Origin of the sequence: Polaromonas sp. YR568 (genome assembly GCF_943369415.1) — a bacterium.
GTDB lineage: Bacteria > Pseudomonadota > Gammaproteobacteria > Burkholderiales > Burkholderiaceae_C > Polaromonas.
The window spans coordinates 78,805-100,321 of record NZ_CALRNF020000021.1 but is presented as its reverse complement, the minus strand read 5'-3'; the positions used below and the strand labels follow the sequence as shown (position 1 = coordinate 100,321).

Below are 21,517 nucleotides of genomic sequence, written 5' to 3'. Positions count from 1 at the left end.
AGCGGCTGCGCGGTGGCGCAACGCGGCGCAGGCACTGCACCGGCAGACCCGGCCGCGCTGCGCGTCTACGGCAACCTGGACACGCTGGAGTTCGCCCCCGTGCTGCTGGCGGCCGAGCGCCGCGATGCCGGCAACAAGCTGGTGGTCGTGCAGGGCGGCATCCTGAGCCTCTACGGCAAGGACGGCGACCTGCCCAACCTGAAGGCCGAAGGCCGCTCGCACGTGGCCACCAACTCCGAAACGCAGGGCCTGCGCTATTCGCTCGCGAACCCGGACCTGCGCATCATCTTCACCGTGGCCGAAGGCGTGTACCGCATCGTGGGGCGCAGGTCGGCCGGCATCAACACGCTGGCCGACCTGCGCGGCAAGCGCATAGGCACCATGCCCCGCACCTCGTCGGCCTACTACCTGATGCGCATGCTGGCCACCGCCGGCGTCGGCGAGAAGGACGTGAGCATCGTTCCCTTCGTCTCGGGCACCAGCAAGCCGCTGGCGGCCATGCGGCAGGCGCTGCTCGCGGGCGAGATCGATGCCGTGACGATCTGGGAACCCGAGATGCAGCGCTGCAAGGACGCGCTGGGCAAGGACGCCGTCGAGTTCTTCGACGCGGCCAGCTACCGCGAGCAGTTCAGCCTCTACAGCACGCAGGCCAACCTGGCCGACCGTGCGCTGCGCCCCAGGATCGTGGCCTTCGTCAAGTCGCTGATCGTGGCATCGGAGCAGCTGCGGCGCGACCCGCGCGAGGCCTGGCCGCTGGTGGCGCGCGCGGCGCGCCTTGATCTGCAGTCGGTCGAACGCTCGTGGCCGCACCACACCTACCCCGGCACCTTGCTGGGCAACCTGCTCGACGTGCTGGTGGAGGAAGAAGTGTGGGTCGCGCGCGAGACGGGCCGCGCGCCGCGCGGACGCGGCCAGCTGGCGACCTTGATCGACACCTCGGTCCTCGACGAAGCACTTCGCGCCTGATCCGCGCGCAAACACCCGGCGTGGACTGGCGGCCAATTGATTTATCAACCGGCCGGCCCCGCGCCCTCCCGAACAGATTGAACAGGAGCATCCCATGAGGAGACGAAGTTTTGCCCTCGCGGCCGCGGGCGCGGCCCTGCCCTTGGGCTGGCGCGAAGCGCTGGCCGCCGACGTGTTTCCCGCGCGGCCCATCCAGGTCATCGTGCCTTATGCGGCCGGCGGGGCCGACAGCTATATCCGCCCGCTGCAGCCGGCGCTGGAGAAGAAGCATGGCGTGAAACTGGTGATCGAGTCGCTCGTCGGCGCCGGCGGCACGGTGGGTGCGGCCAAGGTCAAGCGCGCGGCGCCCGACGGCTACACCCTGCTGTTCTGCGGCTCGGGCGCGCTGACCATCGCGCCGCGGCTGCAGGCGGGCGCGCCGGTGGCGGCGGACTTCGTGCCGCTGCTCAACCTGGTGACCATCCCTTACCTCATCGCGACAAAGAAGGGTTCGCCGATACGCGACCTGCGCGGGCTGGTCGACTTCATCAAGAGCCGTCCCGGCGCGCTCAGCTACGGCTCGCCGGGCTTCGGCTCCGCGCCGCACCTGGGCATGGAGGCGCTGGCGCGCACGCTCGGCAGCAGCGTGACGCACATTCCTTTCTCCGGCGTCGCCACGGCCATGCAGTCGCTGCTGGGCGGGCACGTCGACGCGCTGATAGGCGCGCCCAGCACCGTGATGCCGCAGGTGGAGGCGGGCACGGTGAACGCCGTCGTGGTGGTGAGCAAGGACCGCTTCCCGCTGGCGCCCGACGTGCCCAGCCTGGCCGAGGCCGGCATAGACCTGGACGTGTCCACCCACTTTGCCTTTTACGCGCCCAGGGGCACGCCCGCGCCCGTCGCGGCCAGGCTCGCCTCGGTGCTGGCCGATGCGGCGACGGACCCGGCCTTCCGCCAGGCCCTGGAAGCGACGCGCACCCGGGTGGACGTGCTGCCGGCCGAGGTGCTGACGCGTGTGCTTGCCGAAGAGAGCGCACGCTTCGGGCCCTTGGTGGCGACGGTCAAAAGCTGAGGGCCTGCCGCCGTTCGCCCAGGCCCCGGCCTCGCACTTTTTTCACATCTTTTCGCGCAGCGAAATCTCCCCACAAGCGCCTTGCCGCCGCCAGGTGCCGCCCCTATCGTCCAGCCCATGCCCGCCTTGAACCCTCCATGCAGTCCCAGACCCTGACACGCCCGCCCCAAGCCTCCAGCGCCGCAAAGCCCCTGCGTGTCGACTGCCATGCCCATGTGTACGACCTGAAGCACCACCCCTTTCACGGCACGCGCGGCTTCGATGCGCTGGCCTGCGAGGTCGGCACGGCCGACCAGTTCGCCTGCGTGCTGGCCGCGCACGGCTTCACGCACGGCCTGCTCGTCAACCCGCTGGGCGGCTACGGCACCGACAACGGCGCGCTGATGCGCACGCTGGCGCGCTTTCCCGGCAAGTTCAAGGGTGTGGCCGTGGTGGCGCACGGCACGCCGGAACAGGAGTTCACGCGCATGGCGGACGCGGGAGTGATCGGGCTGCGCTTTAACCTCAACTTCCCGTCCAGCCCGGCGCTGACGGCGTCCGGCGCGCAGCGCACGCTGCGGCTCGCGCGCGACCACGGCTGGTTCGCGCAGGTGCACTACGAGGGCGACACCCTCGTCGATGCGCTTGCGGTACTGCAGCGCGCGGGCCTGCCCATCGTGGTCGACCACTGCGGGCGCCCGGACCTGAACGCGGGGCTGGACCAGCCGGGTTTCAAGGCCTTGCTGGAACTGGGGCGCGGCGGCCAGGCGGTGGTGAAGCTGTCCGGCGTGTTCCGTTTTTCGGAGGGTTTTCCTTACGAGGACGCCGACCCTTATGTGGCGGCGCTGATGGACGCCTTCACGCTGGAGCGCTGCGTCTGGGGTTCCGACTGGCCTTACCTGCACGCGAAGGAGCGCATGGACCACGCGACGCTGCTGGCGGCGCTTGAGCGCTGGCTTCCCTCGGAGGCGGACCGCCGCAAAGTCCTCAGCGACAACCCGGCGCGGCTGTTCGGTTTTACGCCGGTGGCCGCCGCCTCTTCCACATCCTTTTAATCACACCTCTTCCACTCGCATATGACACCCCAGGAAAAACTGAACATAGCCACCGAGGTCGCGGCGCTGAACGCCGAGTACTGGTACGAGGTGGACCGGCAAAAAGGCGTGCGGGCGCATGAGTTCTTCGTCGAGGACGGCGTGTTCACCACCAGCCTGCAACAGCGCAGCGGCCGCGTCGCCATCCTCGCGTATTACCAGGGCCGGCAGGCGCGCCCAAAAGCCCGCACCGCGCGCCACGTCATCACCAACCAGCGCGTGGTCGTGCACGACGCGGACAACGCCACGGGCGACTGGATTTTGCTGCTGCACGCGGCTGACGGCGAGCCGGTGCTGCCTTCGGAGCCGGCCATCATGATCGCCGACGTGCACGACGTCTGCCGGCGCGGCGCCGACGGCCGCTGGCGTTACGTGTCGCGCACCATCAAGGCCGTGTTCAAGAGCAGCACCCCGACCACGGGCTGACAGCCGCCGTCGCACCACCGGCTTCGCCAACCCCCTGAAAGCAATCCCATGGAAACCCTCTCCCCCACCGCGGCCCGCCCGCCCAGCCTGCTGGACCTGGCCCAGCCTCCAGGCGCAACGCCCACGGTCGCCCGGCAGTGGACGGGCCGCGCGCAGAATTTCGCCGTCGCCTGGCACCAGGCCGGGCCGGCCGGCAGCAGCGCCGCGTCTGAATCGGCCGACGAGGCCCTGCTCATCGTGCTCGATGCGCCCGTGGGCATTGCGGGCGCCGGGACGGATGCCGAGGCGCCGGCCCGCTCCATCTGCATACTGCCGCCGGGCGCCTGGCAACTCGACCTGCGGCCCGGTGCGACCTGCGTGGTGCTGTCGTCGTTGCGCGAAGGTGTTGCGGCCGGCGCGCTCAACGAGACCGCCTATGCCGAGCCCGACCCGCGCATCGCGCCCGTGGGGCCGCCCTGGCGCGCGCTGCGCAATGCCGCTGAAGTGCGCATTTTTTCCATCGACTCGATCGCGGCCCCCAAGGACAAGCCGCGCCTGAAGATGCTGCAGACCGCGACGCTGTCCATCAACTGGGTCGAATACGAAGGTCCGCGCGACCGTCATGCGCTGAGCCCGCATTCGCACACCTCGTTCGAGCAGGGCTCGCTGGCGCTGGCCGGCGACTTCGTGCACCACCTGCGGGTGGAATGGGGCCCGGACGCGGATGCCTGGCAGGACGACCAGCACGCGCGGCTGGGCTCGCCCTCGCTGATGGTCGTGCCGGTGCACACCATCCACACCAGCGAAGGTGTGGGCCCGGGCCGGCACCTGTTGATCGACGTGTTCTCGCCGCCGCGCGCGGACTTCATCGCCAAGGGCTGGGTGGCCAATTCCGGCGACTACGCGGCGCCTGAAACGGCCGCGGCATGACGGTCAATGCACACACGCGCCTGGTGCGCCCGGCGCCGGGCACCAGCCACGTGGGTACCTTTGTGAAGACGGCTTCAGCGCACGTGATTGAAATTCTCGCGATGTCGCAGCTGGATTTTGTGGTGGTCGACGCGGAGCACGCGCCTTTCGACCGCCGCGACATCGACCTGATGGTGCTGGCGGGCCGCGCCAGCGGGCTGCCGGTCGCGGTGCGGGTTCCCGACAGCGAGGCGGCCACGCTGCTGTCCGCCCTGGACCTGGGCGCCGCGGGCCTGGTGGTGCCGCACGTGGACACGGCGGAGCAGGCGCGCGCGCTGGTGGCCAGGGTGCGTTTTCGCGGCGGGCAGCGCGGCTTTTCAAGCTCGCCGCGCTCGGCGGGCTATGGCAGCCTGAGCATGAAGCAGGCGCTGGCCCAGGGCGACGGCGCCATGCTGCTGTGCCAGATCGAAAGCGCCCGGGCGGTCGAGGAGGCCGAGGCCATCGCCGCCGCCGAAGGGGTCGACGCGCTGTTCATAGGCCGGGCCGACCTGGCGCTGTCCATGGGTTTCGACAACACGGCCGAGCCCGCGGTGGAGCGCGCGGTGGACCACATCATCGCGGTGACCAAAGCGGCCGGCAAGATGGTCGCCATCGCGGTCGGCAACATGGCCGAGCGCGAGCGCTATGCCGCCCGCGGCGCCGAATGGTTTGTCGTGGGCACCGACCAGGGACTGTTGCGCAAAGGCGCCATTGACGCGTTTGGTGCCAGACAGACTGCCGTTCCGTGAGTTAGCATGCCGGCTGGGAGCAACACCGGCAGGACGCGCATCGGCATGCGACGGCCGGCAGACGAACAACAACCTGAGGAGACCCGCATGAAAAACATTCACGCCATCTTTCCCGCCGCCGTCCTGGCCTTCGCCTCTCTCGCCGCGCCCCTGGCCCATGCGGTGCAGGTCGTGGTCGGCGAGGTCTGCGCCATGTCGGGCCTGGAAGCCAACCAGGGCCGCGCCTACGGCACCGGCATGCAGCTGTATTTCGACGCCGTCAACAAGGGCGGCGGCGTCAACGGCCACACCTTCTCGCTGGTCCGCAAGGACGACGGCGGCCTGCCGACGGAGACCGTCGCGCTCACCCGCAAGGTGCTGGCCGAAGACAACCCCATGGTGCTGGCGGGCTACTTCGGCAACAGCAACATCGAAGACCTGGCAGCCTCGGGCGTGCTGGAGAAAAACCAGATCGCGCTCATCGGCTACCGCGTCACGCAGATACGCCCCGACACCCCTTACCTCTACAACGTGCGCGCCGGGCTGCAGGACGAGCTCGACCGCTTCGTCGAGCACGTGGCCACCGTGGGCATCAAGCGCATAGGCCTTTTTTATGAAGAGGGCCCGGGCGCGGCCGCGCTGCTGGCGGCCGCCGAAGCCGCCGCCAAAAAAGCCGGCCTCACGCTGGTCGCGAAAGCCAGCTACCCGGCCCGCACCTCGCAGGTGGCCAAGGCCGTCGAGACGATGACCACCGCCGCGCCGCAAGCCATCTTCATGGTCTCCACGGGCGCCGCCGCCGCGGGCTTTATTGAAAACTACGGCCGCGCCGGCGCGCAGCTGTTTGCCCACTCCGGCGTGGACATCGAGCAGCTGACCAAGCGGCTGGCCGAAGAACAGATGCAGGGCGTGTCCATCGCCCAGGTCACGCCCAACCCCTACAAGATCGCCAACCGGCTGAGCAAGGAATTCCAGGAGGCCGCCGCCGCGAAGAAGACCCTCGAAGTGCCCATGAGCTACGCCATGATGGAGGGCTACATCACCGCCAAGGTCATCGTCGAGGCAGTGCGCCGCCAGGGCGCCAAGCCCACCCGTGAAGGCATGGCCCGAACCCTGGACGCGATGGACCGCTTCGACATGGGCGGCTATGTGGTGGGCTACAAACCGGGCAGCCGAACGGGCTCGAAGTTTGTGGAGCTGAGCATCATCAGCGGCACGGGCAAGATCCGCCAGTAAGAGCCGCTCCGGGCCCGAGACGGGTACTCCCTGTGGCGGCTCCCTCCGCCCATGGACGAGAATGCGGGCATGGCCTCTTTCCCCCCCGTCGAAGCCGTGGTGCGCGCGGTGCAGTTGCTCGAATGCCTGAACCGCCACCCGGTCAGCAGCATTGCCCAGTTGCACGCTGAGACAAACGTCCCCAAGCCCTCGCTGGTGCGCCTGCTGCAGACGCTGGAGGGCCTGGGCTACGTGCGGCGCGCGCCCAAGGCCGGCGGCTATTTGCTGACCTCGAAAGTCCGGATGCTGGCCAGCGGCTACCACAGCGAGCCGCGCATCGTCGAGGTGGTGGCGCCGCTGCTGGACGCGCTGACCCAGGCCATCAAGTGGCCGGCCGCGCTGGCGGTGCCGGACGAGGGCGCGGCAGTGATTCGTTACAGCACCATTCCCAATTCACCGCTGGCGCTGCTGCACTCCAGCATCGACATGCGCCTGGGCCTGCTGACACGCGCGCTGGGGCGGGCCTACCTCGCGTTTTGCGAAGACGAAGAGCGCGAGGCGCTGATCTCCCTGCTCGACGTGGCCGACAACCCGGAGAACATCGCGGCACAAAACCGCGCCTCGCTGGATGCGACGCTGGAACTCATACGCCGCCAGGGTTATGCCTTGCGCGATCCGAAAGTGCGGCCGGTGTCCAACACCCTGGCGCTGCCGGTCTTTGATGCGCACCGCGTGGTGGCCAGCGTGGGCGTGACCTGGTTCAGCTCGACCATGAGCGACGAGGAGGCGGTCAAGCGCTACCTGGCTCCGTTGCAGGAGGTCGCCGCGGCGGCGAAGGCGGCGCTGTCCGAGCCGGCCGGCCCGGGGCAGCCGGAAGGCGGCGGCTAGGAGCCTGGGGCTTCAGTTCGCGCGCGCTTTGCGCGCCTTGCGCGTTTTCCACCAGCGCGAAAGGTGCACCTTGAGGTCGTGGCGCGGGTGGGTGATGCGCCTGATCGCGCTCACGTAGTCGAGCGCCAGCCCCGGCGTCCAGGCCATGGCCTCGGCGCGCACGCGGGCGCCGCCGGCCATCCACACGTCGGGGTGCAGGGCCAGCCGCAGCAGGGTGCGCCAGAACGGCTTGCCGGCGAACACGCCTTCCATGGCCGCGTCCACGGCCTGCGTCACCACGACGGAGCAGTTGCGGGAAGTGAGGTTATAGGTGTCGTCCTGGCGGTAGGCGTCCCAGAAGGCCTGCAGGTAGGCGCGGTTGTAGACGCGAAAAAGAATCTTGTGCGTGGACGGCCGGGTCGCCGCGGCTTCCTCGGCATAACCGGGCAGCCACACGCCCGGGTGGTCGTTGCCGGAGGTGGCGCGCAGGTGCTCGACCAGGTTGGCCTGCGTGATGGCCAGGCGCACCCGCGGGTGGTGGCTGATGTAGAGGCCGTCTTCGCATTCCAGCGCCACGTGGCCGGTGGAGACGCGGCCTTTTTTGGTCATGGAGGCGATGTAGCGCTCGATCAGCGGAAGGCGTATGCGGTCCTGGTCGCCTTCGACCGCATCGACCGCCGTCCAGACGTGCACCACCATGTGGCCGGCGGCGGCGTTGGCGGCCAGCACCGCGGCGCTGGGCGGCGCCGCATCGGGCTGCAGCACGCGGGTGCCGCTGTAAAGTTCGACGGCCGCGAGCCGGGAGCCGCGCGGCAGGCGCCTGAGCCGCCAGGCGCCGCGCATCAGGATGTAGCCGCCCGCGAGCAGCGCCAGGCCGGTGCACAGGGACACGTTCATGCTGGAGGGAACTGGCCAGTCGGTCAGCAGCAGCAAGGCCATGAGCAGGTAGCCCCAGCCCATGAGGTTGGACTTGCGCCAGCTCGGATAGCGGATCAGCCAGCTGGAGGCGATGCGGACCAGGCCGTTGAAGGTGAAGGCACCGGCGAACAGGATGGCGGCGGCGATCGAATTGTCCCAGGGGAAATCCAGCACCAGGCAGGCGAACACCACCATGGCCGCGCCGCGCAGTATCTCGAAGCGGCGCCGCACCTGCGTGTGGGTGGCGCCCACCACCATCTCGGCGATGCCCTGGGCCAGCAGCACCGCGCCCAGTACCCAGGTGGCGACGTCGGCCACGCCGTCGACCAGGTCGATCAGCAACATCGCACCGAAGAGGGCGGTCAACACACCCGCCGCCATGAAGATTTTCCAGCGCTTGACCAGCGCATCGCCACCGAAAAGAATCAACGCAAGTCTGAACATATTTCTTCTGCTTCATCGGCACGCGCCGCCGGCCCCGGCGCGGCGCGGCCGGGCTTTATTTCAAGGAGGGGAAATCGACGACGTAGGCATCCAGCGGCAAGGCGGCGCGCTGCGGGCCTTGTTGGGGCAGCGGCTTCACGATCACCTTGCCCTGCTCGGTCGCGTCGACAGCGACGCCTTTGACGATGAACGAATCGATGACGTAGGGCAGGCCCTGTGACGACAGCGGGGCCATGCCATCGGACACATGGAAATGCAGGTGCGGCGCGGTGGTGTTGCCCGAGTTGCCGAGCAGCGCCAGCACCTGGCCGCGCCTGACGCGGTCGCCGGCGCGCACCTTGAGCGAGCCCGGCTGCAGGTGCGCATAAAACGCGTAGTAGCCGCGCCCCAGGTCCAGGATCACGTGGTTGCCCGTGGCGTTCTGCATGGTGGTGTCGGGCGGCAAGGCGTTGGGCACGCGCTCGGGCAGGCCGTCGAGCACGGAGACCACTTTGGCGTCCGCCACGGCGATGGCTTTTTGCCCGTAGGTGGGCCAGTTTTCGTTCTTGTTGCTGTCGCCGTTGCTTTGCTGCGCGTTGGCGTCCAGCTTGATCCAGTCGATCGCGAAGCGCTGGCCCACGTAAAAATTGCCGTTCACGGGAATGCCGGCGCGCCGGTGCGGGGCTTCCTTGCAGCAGCCGTTGAAAGCCACCCAGCCCGGGCCTTCCAGCGGCGGGCCTATCAGCAGCGCCGGCCGCGCGCTCAGGGCCACGCTGCCGCCGGTTTGTGTTGTCTGCACAATGCCTTCGTTCGCGGGTTTGACGGCGGCCGTGAGCCTGACTTCGGAGCCGGCGGTCACCACGCGGTGCGACAGGGTTTTGGGCAGAGGCTGGCCGGGCTCGAGCACCACGTCGATCCAGAAAAAGCCGGTTTGCGATGCGTCCACGCTCTCGGTGGCGGTGCCGCCCAACAGGGAGAAAGTGCGGGCGACCTCATCGCCGGACACCGTGGCCAGCACCTTGCCGGAGCCGCCGTCCAGCACTTCGAGCGACACCAGCCTGGCGGGCACGGCGCGCGCATTGGTCACCTGTAGTTCATAGTCGATGTGCACGCGGCCGTCGGCGCCGCGAAAAGGCACGGGGCGCGAAGCGGCGCTGAGCAGGACGGGGGTGTGCTGGTCGCGCGCGCCGGCGAAGTCCAGATTGTCGAGGCCGGCCCTGGGGCCGGCCGCAAGGGCTTGAGCGCCGGCAAAAAAAGTGAGCGGGGCCAGAAGAACCAGAAGAAAGTGCCGCATGCGATCCTCCTTGTGATTGGGCCGGGTCATCATAGCGCCAAGCCTGCGGGATGGCATCGACCCGTCACGGGCTCGCGCAAAGCAAAAACCCCGCAATGCCGGGGCGGCGTTGCGGGGTTTTTGATCGGTAAAGGCTACCGGGTCAGTGGCCGCCGTAATAAGGCGAAGGCGCGGGCTGGGCGGCGACGGGCGCGGGCGGTGGCTTGGGGCCGTAGGTCGCGCCGTCATTGGTGCGCAGCACATTGCCTTCCACCGTCACGCGGCTGCCCACGCTGGGGGGCCGGGCCACTTCGACGAGGCGCTGCGAGCCGTCTTCCATGCGCACGCCGACCTGGTAAACCGTTTCCTTGCGCACCTGGCCTTCAATCGCGTTGCCGGCAAAACCGCCGCCCACCGCGCCCAGGATGGTGGCCGCGGTGCGGCCGCCGCCATGGCCGACCTGGTTGCCGAGCACGGCGCCCAGCACGCCACCGGCCACGGTGCCGATGCCGACACCGGCGGGTTTGGTGGAACGCTCAACCGGCGTGACCGACTCGATGGAGCCGCACACATGGCAGATCGAAACGACGGGAACCGGCGCAGGATAGGCGGGTGCGGGATAGGCGCCGGGTGCGGGTGAAACGCCGGCATAGCTTGGCGCGGGCGCCGGCTTGGGCGTGGGCTTGGCGACTTTTTTGGCGGGCACGGGCGCGGGTTTGGCGGGGGCCGCGGCGGGCTTTTCAGCCAGGTCGTCGGCCGCGGTGGCGGCTGCGGCCACGGGCGGCGGCGGCGCCACCGGGGCTGCGGCCTGCGGGGCCGCGAGCGCCACCGGCGTGGCAACAGCCGGGTTGCGCATCTGGTAAATCATGGTGCCGCCCATGGCCAGGACAGCGACGCCCAGGATGCCGACGGCGGCCCACAAGGGTTTGCTGGCCGACGAGGCCTGCTGGCCGGGCTGGAGCGTTTCGGTGGATGTGTTCATGGTAATTCCCTCAGGTGAAATCAAATCGCTGGCGCAACGTTGCGCAGTGCCTGTTCAACGTTTCCCATGCCGCGAAGGTAAACACGCTTTTGCAGGCAACGGTGTATTTATGTAAACGCGGCTTGTTTTCCGGCAAAGCTGCGGTAAACACGATTGAAAACGGCCGGCGCGCAGCCTAGAGATTGGGGGCCAGCAGACGCTGCAACTCATCGGCCTTCAGCCCGCGCCGCTGTGCCAGGTCCTGCAGCTGGTCGTCACCTATCTTGCCGACGTTGAAGTAAGTGCTTTGCGGGTGGCTCAGGTAAAAGCCGCTGACGCTGGCGGCCGGCGTCATGGCCAGGCTCTCGGTCAGCGCCATGCCGATGTCTTCGGCCTTGAGCAGTTCGAACATCTCTTTCTTCACGCTGTGGTCCGGGCAGGCCGGGTAGCCCGGCGCGGGGCGTATGCCCTGGTACTTTTCGGCGATCAGCGCTTCGCTGTCCAGCGACTCGGCGGGCACGTAGCCCCACAAGTCCTTGCGCACGCGCTGGTGCAGGCTTTCGGCGAAGGCCTCGGCCAGGCGGTCGGCCAGGGCCTTGAGCATGATGGACGAGTAGTCATCGTGGTCGTCGAGGAAGTATTTCTCTTTCTTCTCGGCGCCTATGCCGGCGGTCACGGCGAAGACGCCGATGTAGTCGGCAATGCCCTTGGGCGCCACGAAGTCGGCCAGGCAGCGGCTGGGCCGCATCACGCCCTCGATCGCGGTTTTTTCGGTCTGCTGGCGCAGGCCGTACCAGGTCATGGCGACTTGGCTGCGCGTCTCGTCGGTGTAGATCTCGATGTCGTCGCCCACGCTGTTGGCGGGGTACAGCGCCATCACGCCGTTGGCGGTGAGCCAGCGGCCTTCGATGAGGCGCTTGAGCATGCGCTGCGCGTCGGCGTACACACGCACGGCCTCGGTGCCCACGACCTCGTCCTTGAGGATGGCCGGGAAAGGGCCGGCCAGGTCCCAGGTCTGGAAGAAGGGGCCCCAGTCAATGTACTGCGCGAGTTCGGCCAGGTCGAAATTCTTGAACACGCGCCGGCCGATGAACTTGGGTACGGGAGGCGTGTAGCCGGCCCAGTCCATGGGCGTGGCGTTGGCGCGCGCCTTGGCCAGCGGCCACATGGGCACCTGCTTTTTGTTGGCGTGCTGGGTGCGCACCTTGTCGTAGTCGGTGTACAGGTCTTCGATGTATTTGGCGGCCTGGTCGGACAGCAGGCTTTGCGCCACGCTGACGCTGCGGGACGCGTCAGGCACATAGACCACCGGGCCTTCGTAGTGCGGCGAAATCTTGACGGCCGTGTGCACCCGGCTGGTGGTGGCGCCGCCTATCAGCAGCGGGATTTTTTTGATGCGGAAGTGGTCGTCCTTCTGCATCTCGGCGGCGACGTACTGCATCTCTTCCAGGCTGGGCGTGATCAGGCCGGACAGCCCGACGATGTCGGCGCCCTCGACCTTGGCGCGCGCGAGGATCTCATGGCAGGGCACCATCACGCCCATGTTGACGACTTCGAAGTTGTTGCACTGCAGGACCACCGTGACGATGTTCTTGCCGATGTCGTGCACGTCGCCCTTGACGGTGGCGATGATGATCTTGCCCTTGGTCTTGACGTCGCCGCCGGCCGCTTCGAGCAGCAGCTTTTCGGCTTCGATGTAGGGCAGCAGGTGGGCTACCGCCTGCTTCATCACGCGCGCGCTCTTGACCACCTGGGGCAGGAACATCTTGCCCTGGCCGAACAGGTCGCCGACGATGTTCATGCCGTCCATCAGCGGGCCTTCGATGACGTGCAGCGGCCGGCCGCCTTCGGCCAGGATCTGCTGGTAGACCTCTTCGGTGTCGGGCACGATGTGTTCGTTCATGCCGTGGACCAGCGCGTGCGACAGGCGCTGGCGCACCGGCAAGGCGCGCCATTCGTTGCGCTTGCTGTCGTCCTTGGCGCCGCTCTTCGCGGTTTCGGCGACTTCGATCAGGCGTTCGCTGGGCGTGAGCTCGGCCTCGCCGGGCTTGTAGACCGGCTGGCGATTGAGCACCACGTCTTCCACGCGTTCGCGCAGCACCGGGTCCAGGTCGTCATAGACGCCGACCATGCCGGCGTTGACGATGCCCATGTCCATGCCGGCCTGGATCGCGTGGTACAGGAACACGGTGTGGATGGCCTCGCGCACCGGGTCGTTGCCGCGAAAGCTGAAGGACACGTTGGACACGCCGCCCGAGACCTTGGCGCCGGGCAGGTTCTGCTTGATCCAGCGCGTGGCGTTGATGAAGTCGACCGCGTAGTTGTTGTGCTCCTCGATGCCGGTGGCGATCGCGAAGATGTTGGGGTCGAAGATGATGTCTTCGGGCGGAAAGCCGAGCTCGTCGACCAGCACGCGGTAGGCACGCTCGCAGATCTCGACCTTACGCTCGTAGGTGTCGGCCTGGCCTTTTTCGTCGAAGGCCATGACCACGGCCGCCGCGCCGTAGCGCTTGAGCAGCTTGGCCTGCTGCTTGAAGGGCTCCAGGCCCTCCTTCATCGAGATCGAATTGACGATGCCCTTGCCCTGGATGCATCGCAGGCCGGCCTCGATGACGCTCCATTTGGAGCTGTCGATCATGATGGGCACGCGGGCGATGTCGGGTTCGCTGGCGATCAGGTTCAGGAATCGCACCATGGCGGCCTGGCTGTCCAGCATGGCCTCGTCCATGTTGATGTCGATGATCTGCGCGCCGTTTTCCACCTGCTGGCGGGCGACCGCCAGGGCCTGCTCGTACTCGCCGTTCAGGATCATGCGGGCGAAGGCCTTGGAGCCGGTGACGTTGGTACGCTCGCCGATGTTGACGAACAGGGTGCCCGCGCCAATGGCGACCGGCTCCAGGCCGGACAGCTTCATGGGGGGAACGGAGACGGAATTTTCGATTTGGGACACGGACTCACCTTATGGCCAAGGTGAGCGTCGTTGCAGCAGGCCGCGCCGAAAGGGCCGCCCGTAACCCAAGCCTGACGGACGCTAAGGTCCGCTGCAACGCTCCTTGGGTTGCCGCTATTTTAAGGGCTGAAAGCGTCCTGTGCCATTCCCCGCGACAAATGCCCGGGGAATCGGGGTGTCTGCCGGAGCCACTCACAAAGCCCAGCGAAGCGGTCCTGGCTAGGCGCGACGCCGCAGACAGTGCACCAGCACGGCAAGGCGGCTGCAACAACGCCAGGAGGGCTTTTTGAGTGGCGCTTAGTCCAGCTTGATCTTGGCGACCTTGATCAGGCGGCCGTAGTCAGCATGTTCCTTCATGACCATATAAGCAAAATCCGCAGAAGTCATGGGGCTGGGGGTGGCGCTCATGCGTGCGAACTTTTCGGCCGTCTCGGGCGTGTTGAGCGCGGCGGCGAAGGCCTTTTGCAACTGGTCCGTGGTGGCCTTGGGCAGGTTGGCGGGGCCGAAGATGCCGAACCACGTGCTGATGTGAAAGCCCGGCAGCACGTCGTTGATGGTCGGGATTTCCGTGAAGCTGCTGGAGCGGTTGATGGTGGTCACGCCGAAAGCCACCAGCTTGCCCGACTTGATGTTGGCGCTGGCCGACGCCAGGTTGTCGAACAGCAGATCGGCCTGGCCGCTCAGCAGGCCGGCCTGCGCCTGGGCCGAGCCGCTGGAAGGCAGGTGCACCACGCTGATTTTGGCCAGGCTTTTGAACAGCTCGCCGGCGAGATGGCCGGCGCTGCCGTTGCCGCCCGAGGCGTAGGTCAGGCGTCCGGGGTTCTTGCGCGCGTAGGCGATCAGGTCCTTGGTGTCCTTGATGTTCAGGCGCTTGGCGGTCTCGGCGTTCATGACCAGCACATTGGGCACACGGGCCACCAGCGTGATGGGCGTGAAGTCCTTCAGCGCGTCATAGGGCATGTTGGGGTAGAGCCAGGGATTGATGGCATGGGTGGCCACCGCGCCCATCACCAGCGTGTGGCCGTCGGCCGGGGCCTTGGCGACCAAAGCCGCGCCCACGTTGCCGCCCGAGCCGGGGCGGTTGTCGACGATCACTTCGGTCTTGAGCAGGGGCCGCAGCTGGGCGGCCAGGATGTGGGCGGCATTGTCCAGCGGGCCGCCGGCGGGGTAAGGGACGATGAGGGTGACCGGCTTTTGCGGCACCAGTTGCGCCTGGGCGGCCAGGGCCGCGGTAGCCACGGCAACTACCGCGGCGAGCTTGATGAATGAACGCACGTTCATGATTTCCTTTGTTATTGATGTGAGTGTTCAGCCACGAGGCGGCCGCAGACGCGGTGCCGGATGATGGAAAAACGGGCCTGACTATAGCCGTTAAATGTGACGCGCCGCCGGGTATTTCACCAGGCGCCGGCCGCGTGAACACTTAGCGCTTAAGCGCTTTGGGATGTTGGCGCCCACGGTTAAGCCCCTTGGCTTAACGGGAGTTCAGGCCGCTTCCTTGTAGAAAGCGCCGCGCTGGCGCGAACGCGCGGCGACCGGGGCCACGGCGTGGGCGATGGCGCCTATGTGGTCGGGCGTGGTGCCGCAGCAGCCGCCCACGATGTTGACCAGGCCCTCGTCGGCGAACTCGCGCAGCAGGCGCGAGGTGACGTCGGGCGTCTCGTCAAAACCGGTGTCGCTCATGGGGTTGGGCAGGCCGGCATTGGGGTAGCAGCTGATGAAGGTGTCGCCGGCCACGCGGGCCAGCTCCTGGATGTAGGGGCGCATCAGGGTGGCGCCCAGCGCGCAGTTCAGGCCTATGGCCAGCGGCGCGGCGTGGCGCACGCTGTGCCAGAAGGCGGTCACGGTCTGCCCGCTCAGGATGCGGCCCGAGGCGTCGGTCACGGTGCCGCTGATAATCAGGGGCAGGCGCTCGCCGGAGTTGTCGAAGTACTCGTCGATGGCGAACAGCGCCGCCTTGGCGTTGAGCGTGTCGAAGATGGTCTCGACCAGCAGCACGTCGCTGCCGCCCTTGACCAGGGCCTCGGTCTGCTCGTAATAGGCCTTGCGCAGCTCCTCAAAGCTGGTGTTGCGCGCGCCGGGGTCGTTCACGTCGGGGCTGATGCTGGCCGTCTTGGGCGTGGGGCCCAGGGCGCCGACCACAAAGCGCGGCTTGTCCGGCGTGGAGAACTTGTCGCAGGCGGCGCGCGCGATGCGGGCCGACTCGTAATTCATCTCCACGGCCAGGTCGGCCATGTCGTAGTCGCCCTGCGCCACCGTGGTCGCGCCGAAGGTGTTGGTTTCAATCATGTCGGCGCCCGCGGCCAGGTAGCCTTCATGGATGTCCTGGATCACGTCGGGCCGCGTGAGGCTCAGCAACTCGTTGTTGCCCTTGACGTCCTTGTGGAAGTCCTTGAAGCGTTCGCCGCGGTACTGGGCCTCGTTGAGCTTGAAGCGCTGGATCATGGTGCCCATGGCGCCGTCAAGGATGGCGATGCGTTGTTCCAGGATGGCCGGCAGTTGCTGCCCGCGGGTGTAGATGATCGGCTTCATGCCATGATTTTACCAACCATGCCTAGCCTGCCTTTCGGCATGGTCATTGGGGCGGCGTTGCGCCGCATAGCTTGTAACCCAGGTCACCGACCATCTGGCGCGGGCCCATCGGCATGATCACGCCGTCGAGAAAGCCCGGCGCTTCGGGATAAGCCCCGGCCACGCCTGCCGGCGCCTGCCGCTCGATGGCGCTGTCCAGGGGCGATGAGGGATCGGGCCGCACCAGCTGCAGTGCGGCCATCACCCTGAGCTGGAACTTCATGCCGGCGGCTTCATGCTCCTCCGCACTGGCCAGCAACACAAAGGGGCGCTGAGCCTGGATGGTTGCCACCATGAGCCGGGTACCGGGCGTCTCCTGCGCAAAAAGCCGCTCGGCCAGCTGCGGCGCTGCGTACCTGATCTGGAGCGCGAGCGCACGAAGCCATTGCGCATCTGCCGGCGTGTGGTCGCTGAAATTGCCGGCCCGCCTGAAATTTACCGACGCTGCGGGCACCAGCTCGTCGACGAGAGCTTCCAGGCGGTCCAGTGCGCCTTCCCGCCGGAAATAGTCTTTCAGCCAGATCACTGAAGCGGGCTCGGCCATCCCCGCTTCAATGTCGGAGCTGATCAGATGAAATTGCTGAAGGAATGTGGCTCGCGCAAGGGATGCAAAGGCTTCGGTCGCCCCTTCGGCAGCCCTGATCGCCAGGAAGCCGTCGACCTCCTGTTCCGACAGCTGGTCAAACGCCCACATCGGGGCGCCTGCCAGATAGGCAAAGTTCTCCTGGTTCGCGCCGGTCACGAGTGTCCGGGTTTTCGCCGCTGTTTGCTCAACGGCCTGGCGGTATTTGGGGGAAAGCATTCCGTCTACAGAGGTGAATGCGACTGGACAGCGATTCAGCATTCCGAACCGCCGGAAAATCTCTTTCGCCACCTGCAGGGCCTGAGCGTGGGCAATGCCATGTTCGCGGAACGCAGGCGTGAACTGCATCATTTCGAACAGCTGCCGCCGCTTGGGCTCCATCTGCGGCGGCGTGTCGAATGCATGGCTGTCCGCCGCCATGCACCACACAGCCAGGCAGGCGGCCACACACCTTGCAATCCTTTTTGGCCTTTTCATGAATTTGTCCCTGTTATTTTCCGGATGCGGCATTCTGCCTGCCCGCCGGTGAAGCCGCCCCTCTTTCGCCGACAATACGAGGGTTCACCATCATGAAAAATTTTCAACCCAAAGAAGCCTGGTCCTGGCTGCAGGCTCACCCCGACGCCCTGTTCGTGGACGTGCGCATGGAAATCGAGTCGCTGTACGTGGGCCGACCGCCGGGCGTGGTCAACGTGCCCTGGTACGAGTACCCCGACCTGCAGCCCGACGCGCAGAAGTTCGCCGACGCCGTGGCGCGCGAGGCCGCCAGCAAGGCGCAGCCGGTGCTGCTGATCTGCCGCTCCGGCAAGCGTACGCTGGACGCGGGCAAGGCGCTGGAAGCGGCCGGCTTCAGCGACGTGCAGCATGTGGTGCACGGCTTCGAGGGTGAGCTCGACGAGCAGTTCCGGCGTTCCTCGCTCTCGGGCTGGCGCTTTGACGGCCTGCCCTGGGAGCAGATGTAGCCTTCGCCATTCCCGCGTCCGGCGACAGCTTTCACCGCATCAATTCCTATTCCGACCTTGTCCTCACTCCCCGTCACTACCCCTTCCTCCGCCTCCACCCCGCTGCATGTGCTGGCCGAAGTCTTCGGTTACGACAGCTTCCGGGGCCCGCAGGAAGCCATCGTGGACCACGTGGTGCGCGGCGGCGACGCGCTGGTGCTGATGCCCACGGGCGGCGGCAAGTCGCTGTGCTACCAGATCCCGGCCATCGTGCGGCAGCAGGCCGGCCACGGCGTGACCATCGTGATCTCGCCGCTGATTGCGCTGATGCACGACCAGGTGGGCGCGCTGCACGAGGCCGGCGTGTCGGCGGCTTTCCTCAACTCCACGCAGAGCTTCGACGAAAGCAGCCAGCTTGAAAAGCAGCTGCTGCGCAACGAGCTGACGCTGCTGTACGCCGCGCCCGAGCGCATCAACACGCCGCGCATGAAGGGCCTGCTGGCCTCGCTGCACGAGCGCGGGCTGCTGAGCCTGTTCGCCATCGACGAGGCGCACTGCGTGAGCCAGTGGGGCCATGACTTCCGGCCGGAATACCGCTCTCTGAGCCTGCTGCACGAGACCTTCCCCGACGTGCCGCGCATGGCGCTGACGGCCACGGCCGACGCGCTGACGCGCCAGGACATGATCGAACGCCTCAAGCTGGAGGACGCGCGCCAGTTCGTCAGCAGCTTCGACCGGCCCAACATCCGCTACACCATCGTCGAGAAGACCGACCCGACGCGCCAGCTGCTGCGCTTCATTGAAACCGAGCACGAGGGCGAGGCCGGCATCGTCTACTGCCAGTCGCGCAAGCGCGTGGAAGAGATCGCCGGCATGCTGCAGGACGCGGGCCTGAAGGCGCTGGCCTACCACGCGGGGCTTGATTCGGCCCTGCGCCAGCAGCGGCAGGACCGCTTCCTGCGCGAGGACGGCATTGTCATGGTAGCGACCATCGCCTTCGGCATGGGCATCGACAAACCCGATGTGCGTTTCGTCGCCCACCTGGACATGCCCAAGAACATCGAAGGCTATTACCAGGAAACGGGCCGCGCGGGCCGCGACGGCCAGAGCGCCGACGCCTGGATGGCCTACGGCCTGCAGGACGTGGTGAACCAGCGCCGCATGATAGACACCAGCGAGGCCGCCAGCGAGGACTTCAAGCAGGTGATGCGCGGCAAGCTCGACGCGCTGCTGACGCTGGCCGAGGACACGCGCTGCCGCCGCGTCAGCCTGCTGGGCTACTTCGGCGAGGACAGCCAGCCCTGCGGCAACTGCGACAACTGCCTGAACCCTCCCGCCGTGTGGGACGCCACCGAGGCCGCGCGCAAGATGCTCAGCTGCATCTACCGCGTGCAGCAGGCCAGCGGCATCAGCTTCGGCGCCGGCCACATCATGGACATCCTGCGCGGCAAGACCACCGAGAAGATGACGCAGTACGGGCACGACAAGCTCAGCACCTTCGGCATAGGCGCGGATTTAGCCGAAGCGCAGTGGCGCGGCGTGCTGCGCCAGCTGATCGCGCGCAACATGGTGCGCGTGGACGCCGAGGCCTTCAGCACGCTGCAGCTGCTGCCCGACGCGCGCCAGGTGCTCAAGGGCGAAGTCAGCGTGGTGCTGCGCGAGCAGGCCGCTGCGGGCGCCAAGGCCGGCGGCCGCGGCAAGCGCGTGACCAAGACCTCGGTCAAGGGCCTGGCCGAAGCCGCGCTCAACGCCGGCGCGCTGGAACGCCTGGCGCGCCTCAAAGCCTGGCGCGCCGAAGTCGCGCGCGAGCACAACCTGCCGGCTTTCGTGATCTTCCACGACGCGACGCTGCGCGCGATCGCGGAACGCGCGCCGCAAAGCCTGGACGACCTGGACGGCATCAGCGGCATAGGCGTCAAGAAGCGGGAAGCCTACGGCGCCGAGGTGCTGCGGGTGTGCGCGGCGACAAGCTAGGCTCGCTTTAGTGGGCAAGGGTTTTCCCTTGGCCCGCTGAAAAACCGCATGGGTTTGGCGCAGGTGTGTCTGTTCCGGGGGCATCAAGCGCCCGGTTTTGGGGCGACCCAACCGGCGCCACCATGTTCCCGCACGGCCGATTTTTTGGCGACGCCGCTGCATCCATGCAAGGCCGGCATACGTACATGTCCTTAGAACCTGTTCACGGTCTAAACGGGGCCGCGTTGGGATGCAATCGGGATGAGTGGGCCGACCGGGCACGCCGCATGGGCTAATGCCCATGCAGGGGACCGGGTGGCTCAATCGCCCGATTTCATCCCAACCCGGAGGGCAAGCGCCTTCTCGGGCGGTCTGCGGTGTTGCGGCGCTGGCCCATAGCGATGCTATGGGCGGCGCGCCGCGCCTAGCATCCCATCCCGAGACGGGGCTTGCGCGGCCCCGTTTAGACCGTGAACAGGTTCTTAAGCTCATGACGCATTTTTCGCAAGGGTTTATCCCGAGCGAATAGGCGATTGCACCCCCTTGGGGCGCGCAATGCTTGGGTTAGCATTTCGACGCTGGCACGCATCGTGCTGCACCACAAAAGTTTCACTGACTGGAGAATCCCGTGATCAAAATCGCTAAAAAACATGGACTTGCCACGCTGGCTGTCGCCAGCCTCACCCTCGCGGCAATGGCACCCGCCCATGCCGGCAAGACACTGGACGCCATCAAGGCGCGCGGACAGGTCATTTGCGGCGTCAACGTCGGCCTGGCGGGGTTTTCCTCCGCCGACAGCAACGGCGCCTGGACCGGCCTTGACGTCGACGTCTGCAAGGCGATTGCCGCCAGCGTGCTGGGCGACGGCAACAAGGTCAAGTGGGTTCCCCTGAACGCCCAGCAGCGCTTCACCGCGCTGCAGTCCGGCGAAGTCGACGTGCTCTCGCGCAACACCACCTTCTCGCTGACCCGCGACGCGTCGCTGGGCCTGCACATGACCGCCGTGACCTATTACGACGGCCAGGGTTTCATGGTTCCCGTGAAGAGCAAGGTCAAAAGCGCCAAGTCGCTGAAGAACGCCACGGTCTGCGTGCAGTCCGGCACCACGACCGAAAAGAACCTGACCGACTTCTCCAAAGCCAACAACCTGAACATGAAGCCCGTGGTGTTTGAAAAGCAGGAGGCCGTCAACGCCGCCTACTTCTCGGGCCGCTGCCAGGCTTACACGACCGACGCCTCGGGCCTGGCCTCGGTGCGCAACAAGGAAGCCAAGGTTCCCGCCGACCACCTGATCCTGCCCGAGCTGATCTCCAAGGAGCCGCTGGGCCCCATGGTGCGCCGCGGTGACGACGAGTGGTTCGCCATCGTCAAGTGGGTGATCTACGGCCTCGTCGAGGCCGAAGAGTACGGCGTGACCCAGGCCAACGTCGATGCCATGACCAAGGACAGCAAGGACCCCGTGGTCATGCGCCTGACCGGCAGCGGCGAGGACACCGGCAAGCTGCTGGGCCTTGACAAGGAATGGCTGGTGCGCGCCGTGAAGTCCGTCGGCAACTACGGCGAGATCTTTGAACGCAACGTCGGCCCCAAGACGCCTTTGGCGCTGCCGCGCGGCCAGAACAACCAGTGGAACAAGGGCGGCCAGATGTACGCCATGCCGGTGCGCTGACCTGATCGCCTGATTCCGATGCGCT

18 protein-coding genes and 1 riboswitch are annotated in these 21,517 nt (G+C 67.1%); of the genes, 11 read left to right on the top strand and 7 right to left on the bottom strand.

The window, feature by feature from the left end:
- The 8 genes from ACLV74_RS14650 to ACLV74_RS14615 all read left to right on the top strand — a co-directional run.
- The coding region (locus ACLV74_RS14650) for an ABC transporter substrate-binding protein (RefSeq protein WP_411880129.1) at nucleotides 1-966 on the top strand (966 nt) is incomplete at its 5' end.
- 94 nt (nucleotides 967-1,060) lie between these two features.
- Nucleotides 1,061-2,017 carry a Bug family tripartite tricarboxylate transporter substrate binding protein gene (locus ACLV74_RS14645; RefSeq protein ID WP_411880128.1) on the top strand — a complete coding sequence of 319 codons (957 nt, stop codon included), beginning with the start codon at nucleotides 1,061-1,063 and terminating at the stop codon, nucleotides 2,015-2,017.
- Between the two features lie 137 nt (nucleotides 2,018-2,154).
- The gene (locus ACLV74_RS14640; RefSeq protein ID WP_411880127.1) at nucleotides 2,155-3,051 is read left to right on the top strand and encodes an amidohydrolase family protein; all 897 of its coding nucleotides are present in this window, start codon (nucleotides 2,155-2,157) and stop codon (nucleotides 3,049-3,051) included.
- Between the two features lie 21 nt (nucleotides 3,052-3,072).
- A complete protein-coding gene (locus ACLV74_RS14635; RefSeq protein ID WP_411880126.1) occupies nucleotides 3,073-3,516 on the top strand; it encodes a nuclear transport factor 2 family protein in 444 nt (147 codons plus the stop codon).
- A 48-nt stretch (nucleotides 3,517-3,564) separates the two neighbouring features.
- Nucleotides 3,565-4,425 carry a hypothetical protein gene (locus ACLV74_RS14630; protein ID WP_411880125.1) on the top strand — a complete coding sequence of 287 codons (861 nt, stop codon included), beginning with the start codon at nucleotides 3,565-3,567 and terminating at the stop codon, nucleotides 4,423-4,425.
- The gene (locus tag ACLV74_RS14625) at nucleotides 4,422-5,192 is read left to right on the top strand and encodes an HpcH/HpaI aldolase family protein (RefSeq protein ID WP_411880124.1); all 771 of its coding nucleotides are present in this window, start codon (nucleotides 4,422-4,424) and stop codon (nucleotides 5,190-5,192) included. Before ACLV74_RS14630 ends, ACLV74_RS14625 begins: the two co-directional genes overlap by 4 nt.
- Nucleotides 5,193-5,279: 87 nt before the next feature.
- Nucleotides 5,280-6,404: an ABC transporter substrate-binding protein gene (locus ACLV74_RS14620; RefSeq protein ID WP_411880123.1), complete on the top strand. Its 1,125-nt coding sequence runs from the start codon at nucleotides 5,280-5,282 to the stop codon at nucleotides 6,402-6,404.
- 69 nt (nucleotides 6,405-6,473) lie between these two features.
- On the top strand, nucleotides 6,474-7,271 hold the full coding sequence (locus ACLV74_RS14615) for a DNA-binding transcriptional regulator (protein WP_411880122.1): 798 nt from the start codon (nucleotides 6,474-6,476) through the stop codon (nucleotides 7,269-7,271).
- Nucleotides 7,272-7,283: 12 nt separating this feature from the next.
- Here the strand turns inward: ACLV74_RS14615 and ACLV74_RS14610 are convergent, their stop codons facing one another.
- From ACLV74_RS14610 to ACLV74_RS14580, 7 genes are all read right to left on the bottom strand, one after another.
- Nucleotides 7,284-8,612, bottom strand: coding sequence for an HdeD family acid-resistance protein (locus tag ACLV74_RS14610; protein ID WP_411880121.1), 1,329 nt, complete (start codon nucleotides 8,610-8,612; stop codon nucleotides 7,284-7,286).
- A 55-nt stretch (nucleotides 8,613-8,667) separates the two neighbouring features.
- Entirely contained in the window at nucleotides 8,668-9,885 is a 1,218-nt protein-coding gene (locus ACLV74_RS14605; RefSeq protein WP_411880120.1) for a M23 family metallopeptidase, read from the bottom strand.
- Between the two features lie 142 nt (nucleotides 9,886-10,027).
- A complete protein-coding gene (locus ACLV74_RS14600; protein ID WP_411880119.1) occupies nucleotides 10,028-10,846 on the bottom strand; it encodes a glycine zipper 2TM domain-containing protein in 819 nt (272 codons plus the stop codon).
- 175 nt (nucleotides 10,847-11,021) lie between these two features.
- Nucleotides 11,022-13,775, bottom strand: a complete 2,754-nt coding sequence (gene metH / locus ACLV74_RS14595) for a methionine synthase (protein ID WP_411880118.1) — start codon at nucleotides 13,773-13,775, stop codon at nucleotides 11,022-11,024.
- A 15-nt stretch (nucleotides 13,776-13,790) separates the two neighbouring features.
- A riboswitch (S-adenosyl-L-homocysteine riboswitch) is annotated at nucleotides 13,791-13,886 on the bottom strand.
- A 186-nt stretch (nucleotides 13,887-14,072) separates the two neighbouring features.
- Nucleotides 14,073-15,056, bottom strand: a complete 984-nt coding sequence (locus ACLV74_RS14590) for a Bug family tripartite tricarboxylate transporter substrate binding protein (protein WP_411880117.1) — start codon at nucleotides 15,054-15,056, stop codon at nucleotides 14,073-14,075.
- Nucleotides 15,057-15,260: 204 nt separating this feature from the next.
- Nucleotides 15,261-16,307, bottom strand: a complete 1,047-nt coding sequence (locus ACLV74_RS14585) for a homocysteine S-methyltransferase family protein (protein WP_411880116.1) — start codon at nucleotides 16,305-16,307, stop codon at nucleotides 15,261-15,263.
- Between the two features lie 43 nt (nucleotides 16,308-16,350).
- Complete coding sequence (locus tag ACLV74_RS14580; RefSeq protein ID WP_411880115.1) at nucleotides 16,351-17,406, bottom strand: hypothetical protein; 1,056 nt, start codon at nucleotides 17,404-17,406, stop codon at nucleotides 16,351-16,353.
- A 92-nt stretch (nucleotides 17,407-17,498) separates the two neighbouring features.
- On the opposite strand from ACLV74_RS14580, the gene ACLV74_RS14575 reads away from it, so the two are divergent.
- From ACLV74_RS14575 to ACLV74_RS14565, 3 genes are all read left to right on the top strand, one after another.
- The gene (locus ACLV74_RS14575; RefSeq protein ID WP_411880114.1) at nucleotides 17,499-17,891 is read left to right on the top strand and encodes a rhodanese-like domain-containing protein; all 393 of its coding nucleotides are present in this window, start codon (nucleotides 17,499-17,501) and stop codon (nucleotides 17,889-17,891) included.
- A 57-nt stretch (nucleotides 17,892-17,948) separates the two neighbouring features.
- A complete protein-coding gene (gene recQ, locus ACLV74_RS14570) occupies nucleotides 17,949-19,844 on the top strand; it encodes a DNA helicase RecQ (protein ID WP_411880113.1) in 1,896 nt (631 codons plus the stop codon).
- A 673-nt stretch (nucleotides 19,845-20,517) separates the two neighbouring features.
- A complete protein-coding gene (locus ACLV74_RS14565; RefSeq protein ID WP_411880130.1) occupies nucleotides 20,518-21,492 on the top strand; it encodes an amino acid ABC transporter substrate-binding protein in 975 nt (324 codons plus the stop codon).
- The last annotated feature ends 25 nt before the right edge of the window (nucleotides 21,493-21,517 follow it).

What these genes read in the sequence shown, in the direction of transcription:
- ACLV74_RS14645 (WP_411880128.1), top strand. Translation starts at nt 1,061, where the DNA reads ATGAGGAGACGAAGTTTTGCCCTCGCGGCCGCGGGCGCGGCCCTGCCC.
- ACLV74_RS14640 (WP_411880127.1), top strand. Translation starts at nt 2,155, where the DNA reads ATGCAGTCCCAGACCCTGACACGCCCGCCCCAAGCCTCCAGCGCCGCA.
- ACLV74_RS14635 (WP_411880126.1), top strand. Translation starts at nt 3,073, where the DNA reads ATGACACCCCAGGAAAAACTGAACATAGCCACCGAGGTCGCGGCGCTG.
- ACLV74_RS14630 (WP_411880125.1), top strand. Translation starts at nt 3,565, where the DNA reads ATGGAAACCCTCTCCCCCACCGCGGCCCGCCCGCCCAGCCTGCTGGAC.
- ACLV74_RS14625 (WP_411880124.1), top strand. Translation starts at nt 4,422, where the DNA reads ATGACGGTCAATGCACACACGCGCCTGGTGCGCCCGGCGCCGGGCACC.
- ACLV74_RS14620 (WP_411880123.1), top strand. Translation starts at nt 5,280, where the DNA reads ATGAAAAACATTCACGCCATCTTTCCCGCCGCCGTCCTGGCCTTCGCC.
- ACLV74_RS14615 (WP_411880122.1), top strand. Translation starts at nt 6,474, where the DNA reads ATGGCCTCTTTCCCCCCCGTCGAAGCCGTGGTGCGCGCGGTGCAGTTG.
- ACLV74_RS14610 (WP_411880121.1), bottom strand. Translation starts at nt 8,612, where the DNA reads ATGTTCAGACTTGCGTTGATTCTTTTCGGTGGCGATGCGCTGGTCAAG.
- ACLV74_RS14605 (WP_411880120.1), bottom strand. Translation starts at nt 9,885, where the DNA reads ATGCGGCACTTTCTTCTGGTTCTTCTGGCCCCGCTCACTTTTTTTGCC.
- ACLV74_RS14600 (WP_411880119.1), bottom strand. Translation starts at nt 10,846, where the DNA reads ATGAACACATCCACCGAAACGCTCCAGCCCGGCCAGCAGGCCTCGTCG.
- ACLV74_RS14590 (WP_411880117.1), bottom strand. Translation starts at nt 15,056, where the DNA reads ATGAACGTGCGTTCATTCATCAAGCTCGCCGCGGTAGTTGCCGTGGCT.
- ACLV74_RS14585 (WP_411880116.1), bottom strand. Translation starts at nt 16,307, where the DNA reads ATGAAGCCGATCATCTACACCCGCGGGCAGCAACTGCCGGCCATCCTG.
- ACLV74_RS14580 (WP_411880115.1), bottom strand. Translation starts at nt 17,406, where the DNA reads ATGAAAAGGCCAAAAAGGATTGCAAGGTGTGTGGCCGCCTGCCTGGCT.
- ACLV74_RS14575 (WP_411880114.1), top strand. Translation starts at nt 17,499, where the DNA reads ATGAAAAATTTTCAACCCAAAGAAGCCTGGTCCTGGCTGCAGGCTCAC.
- ACLV74_RS14565 (WP_411880130.1), top strand. Translation starts at nt 20,518, where the DNA reads ATGGCACCCGCCCATGCCGGCAAGACACTGGACGCCATCAAGGCGCGC.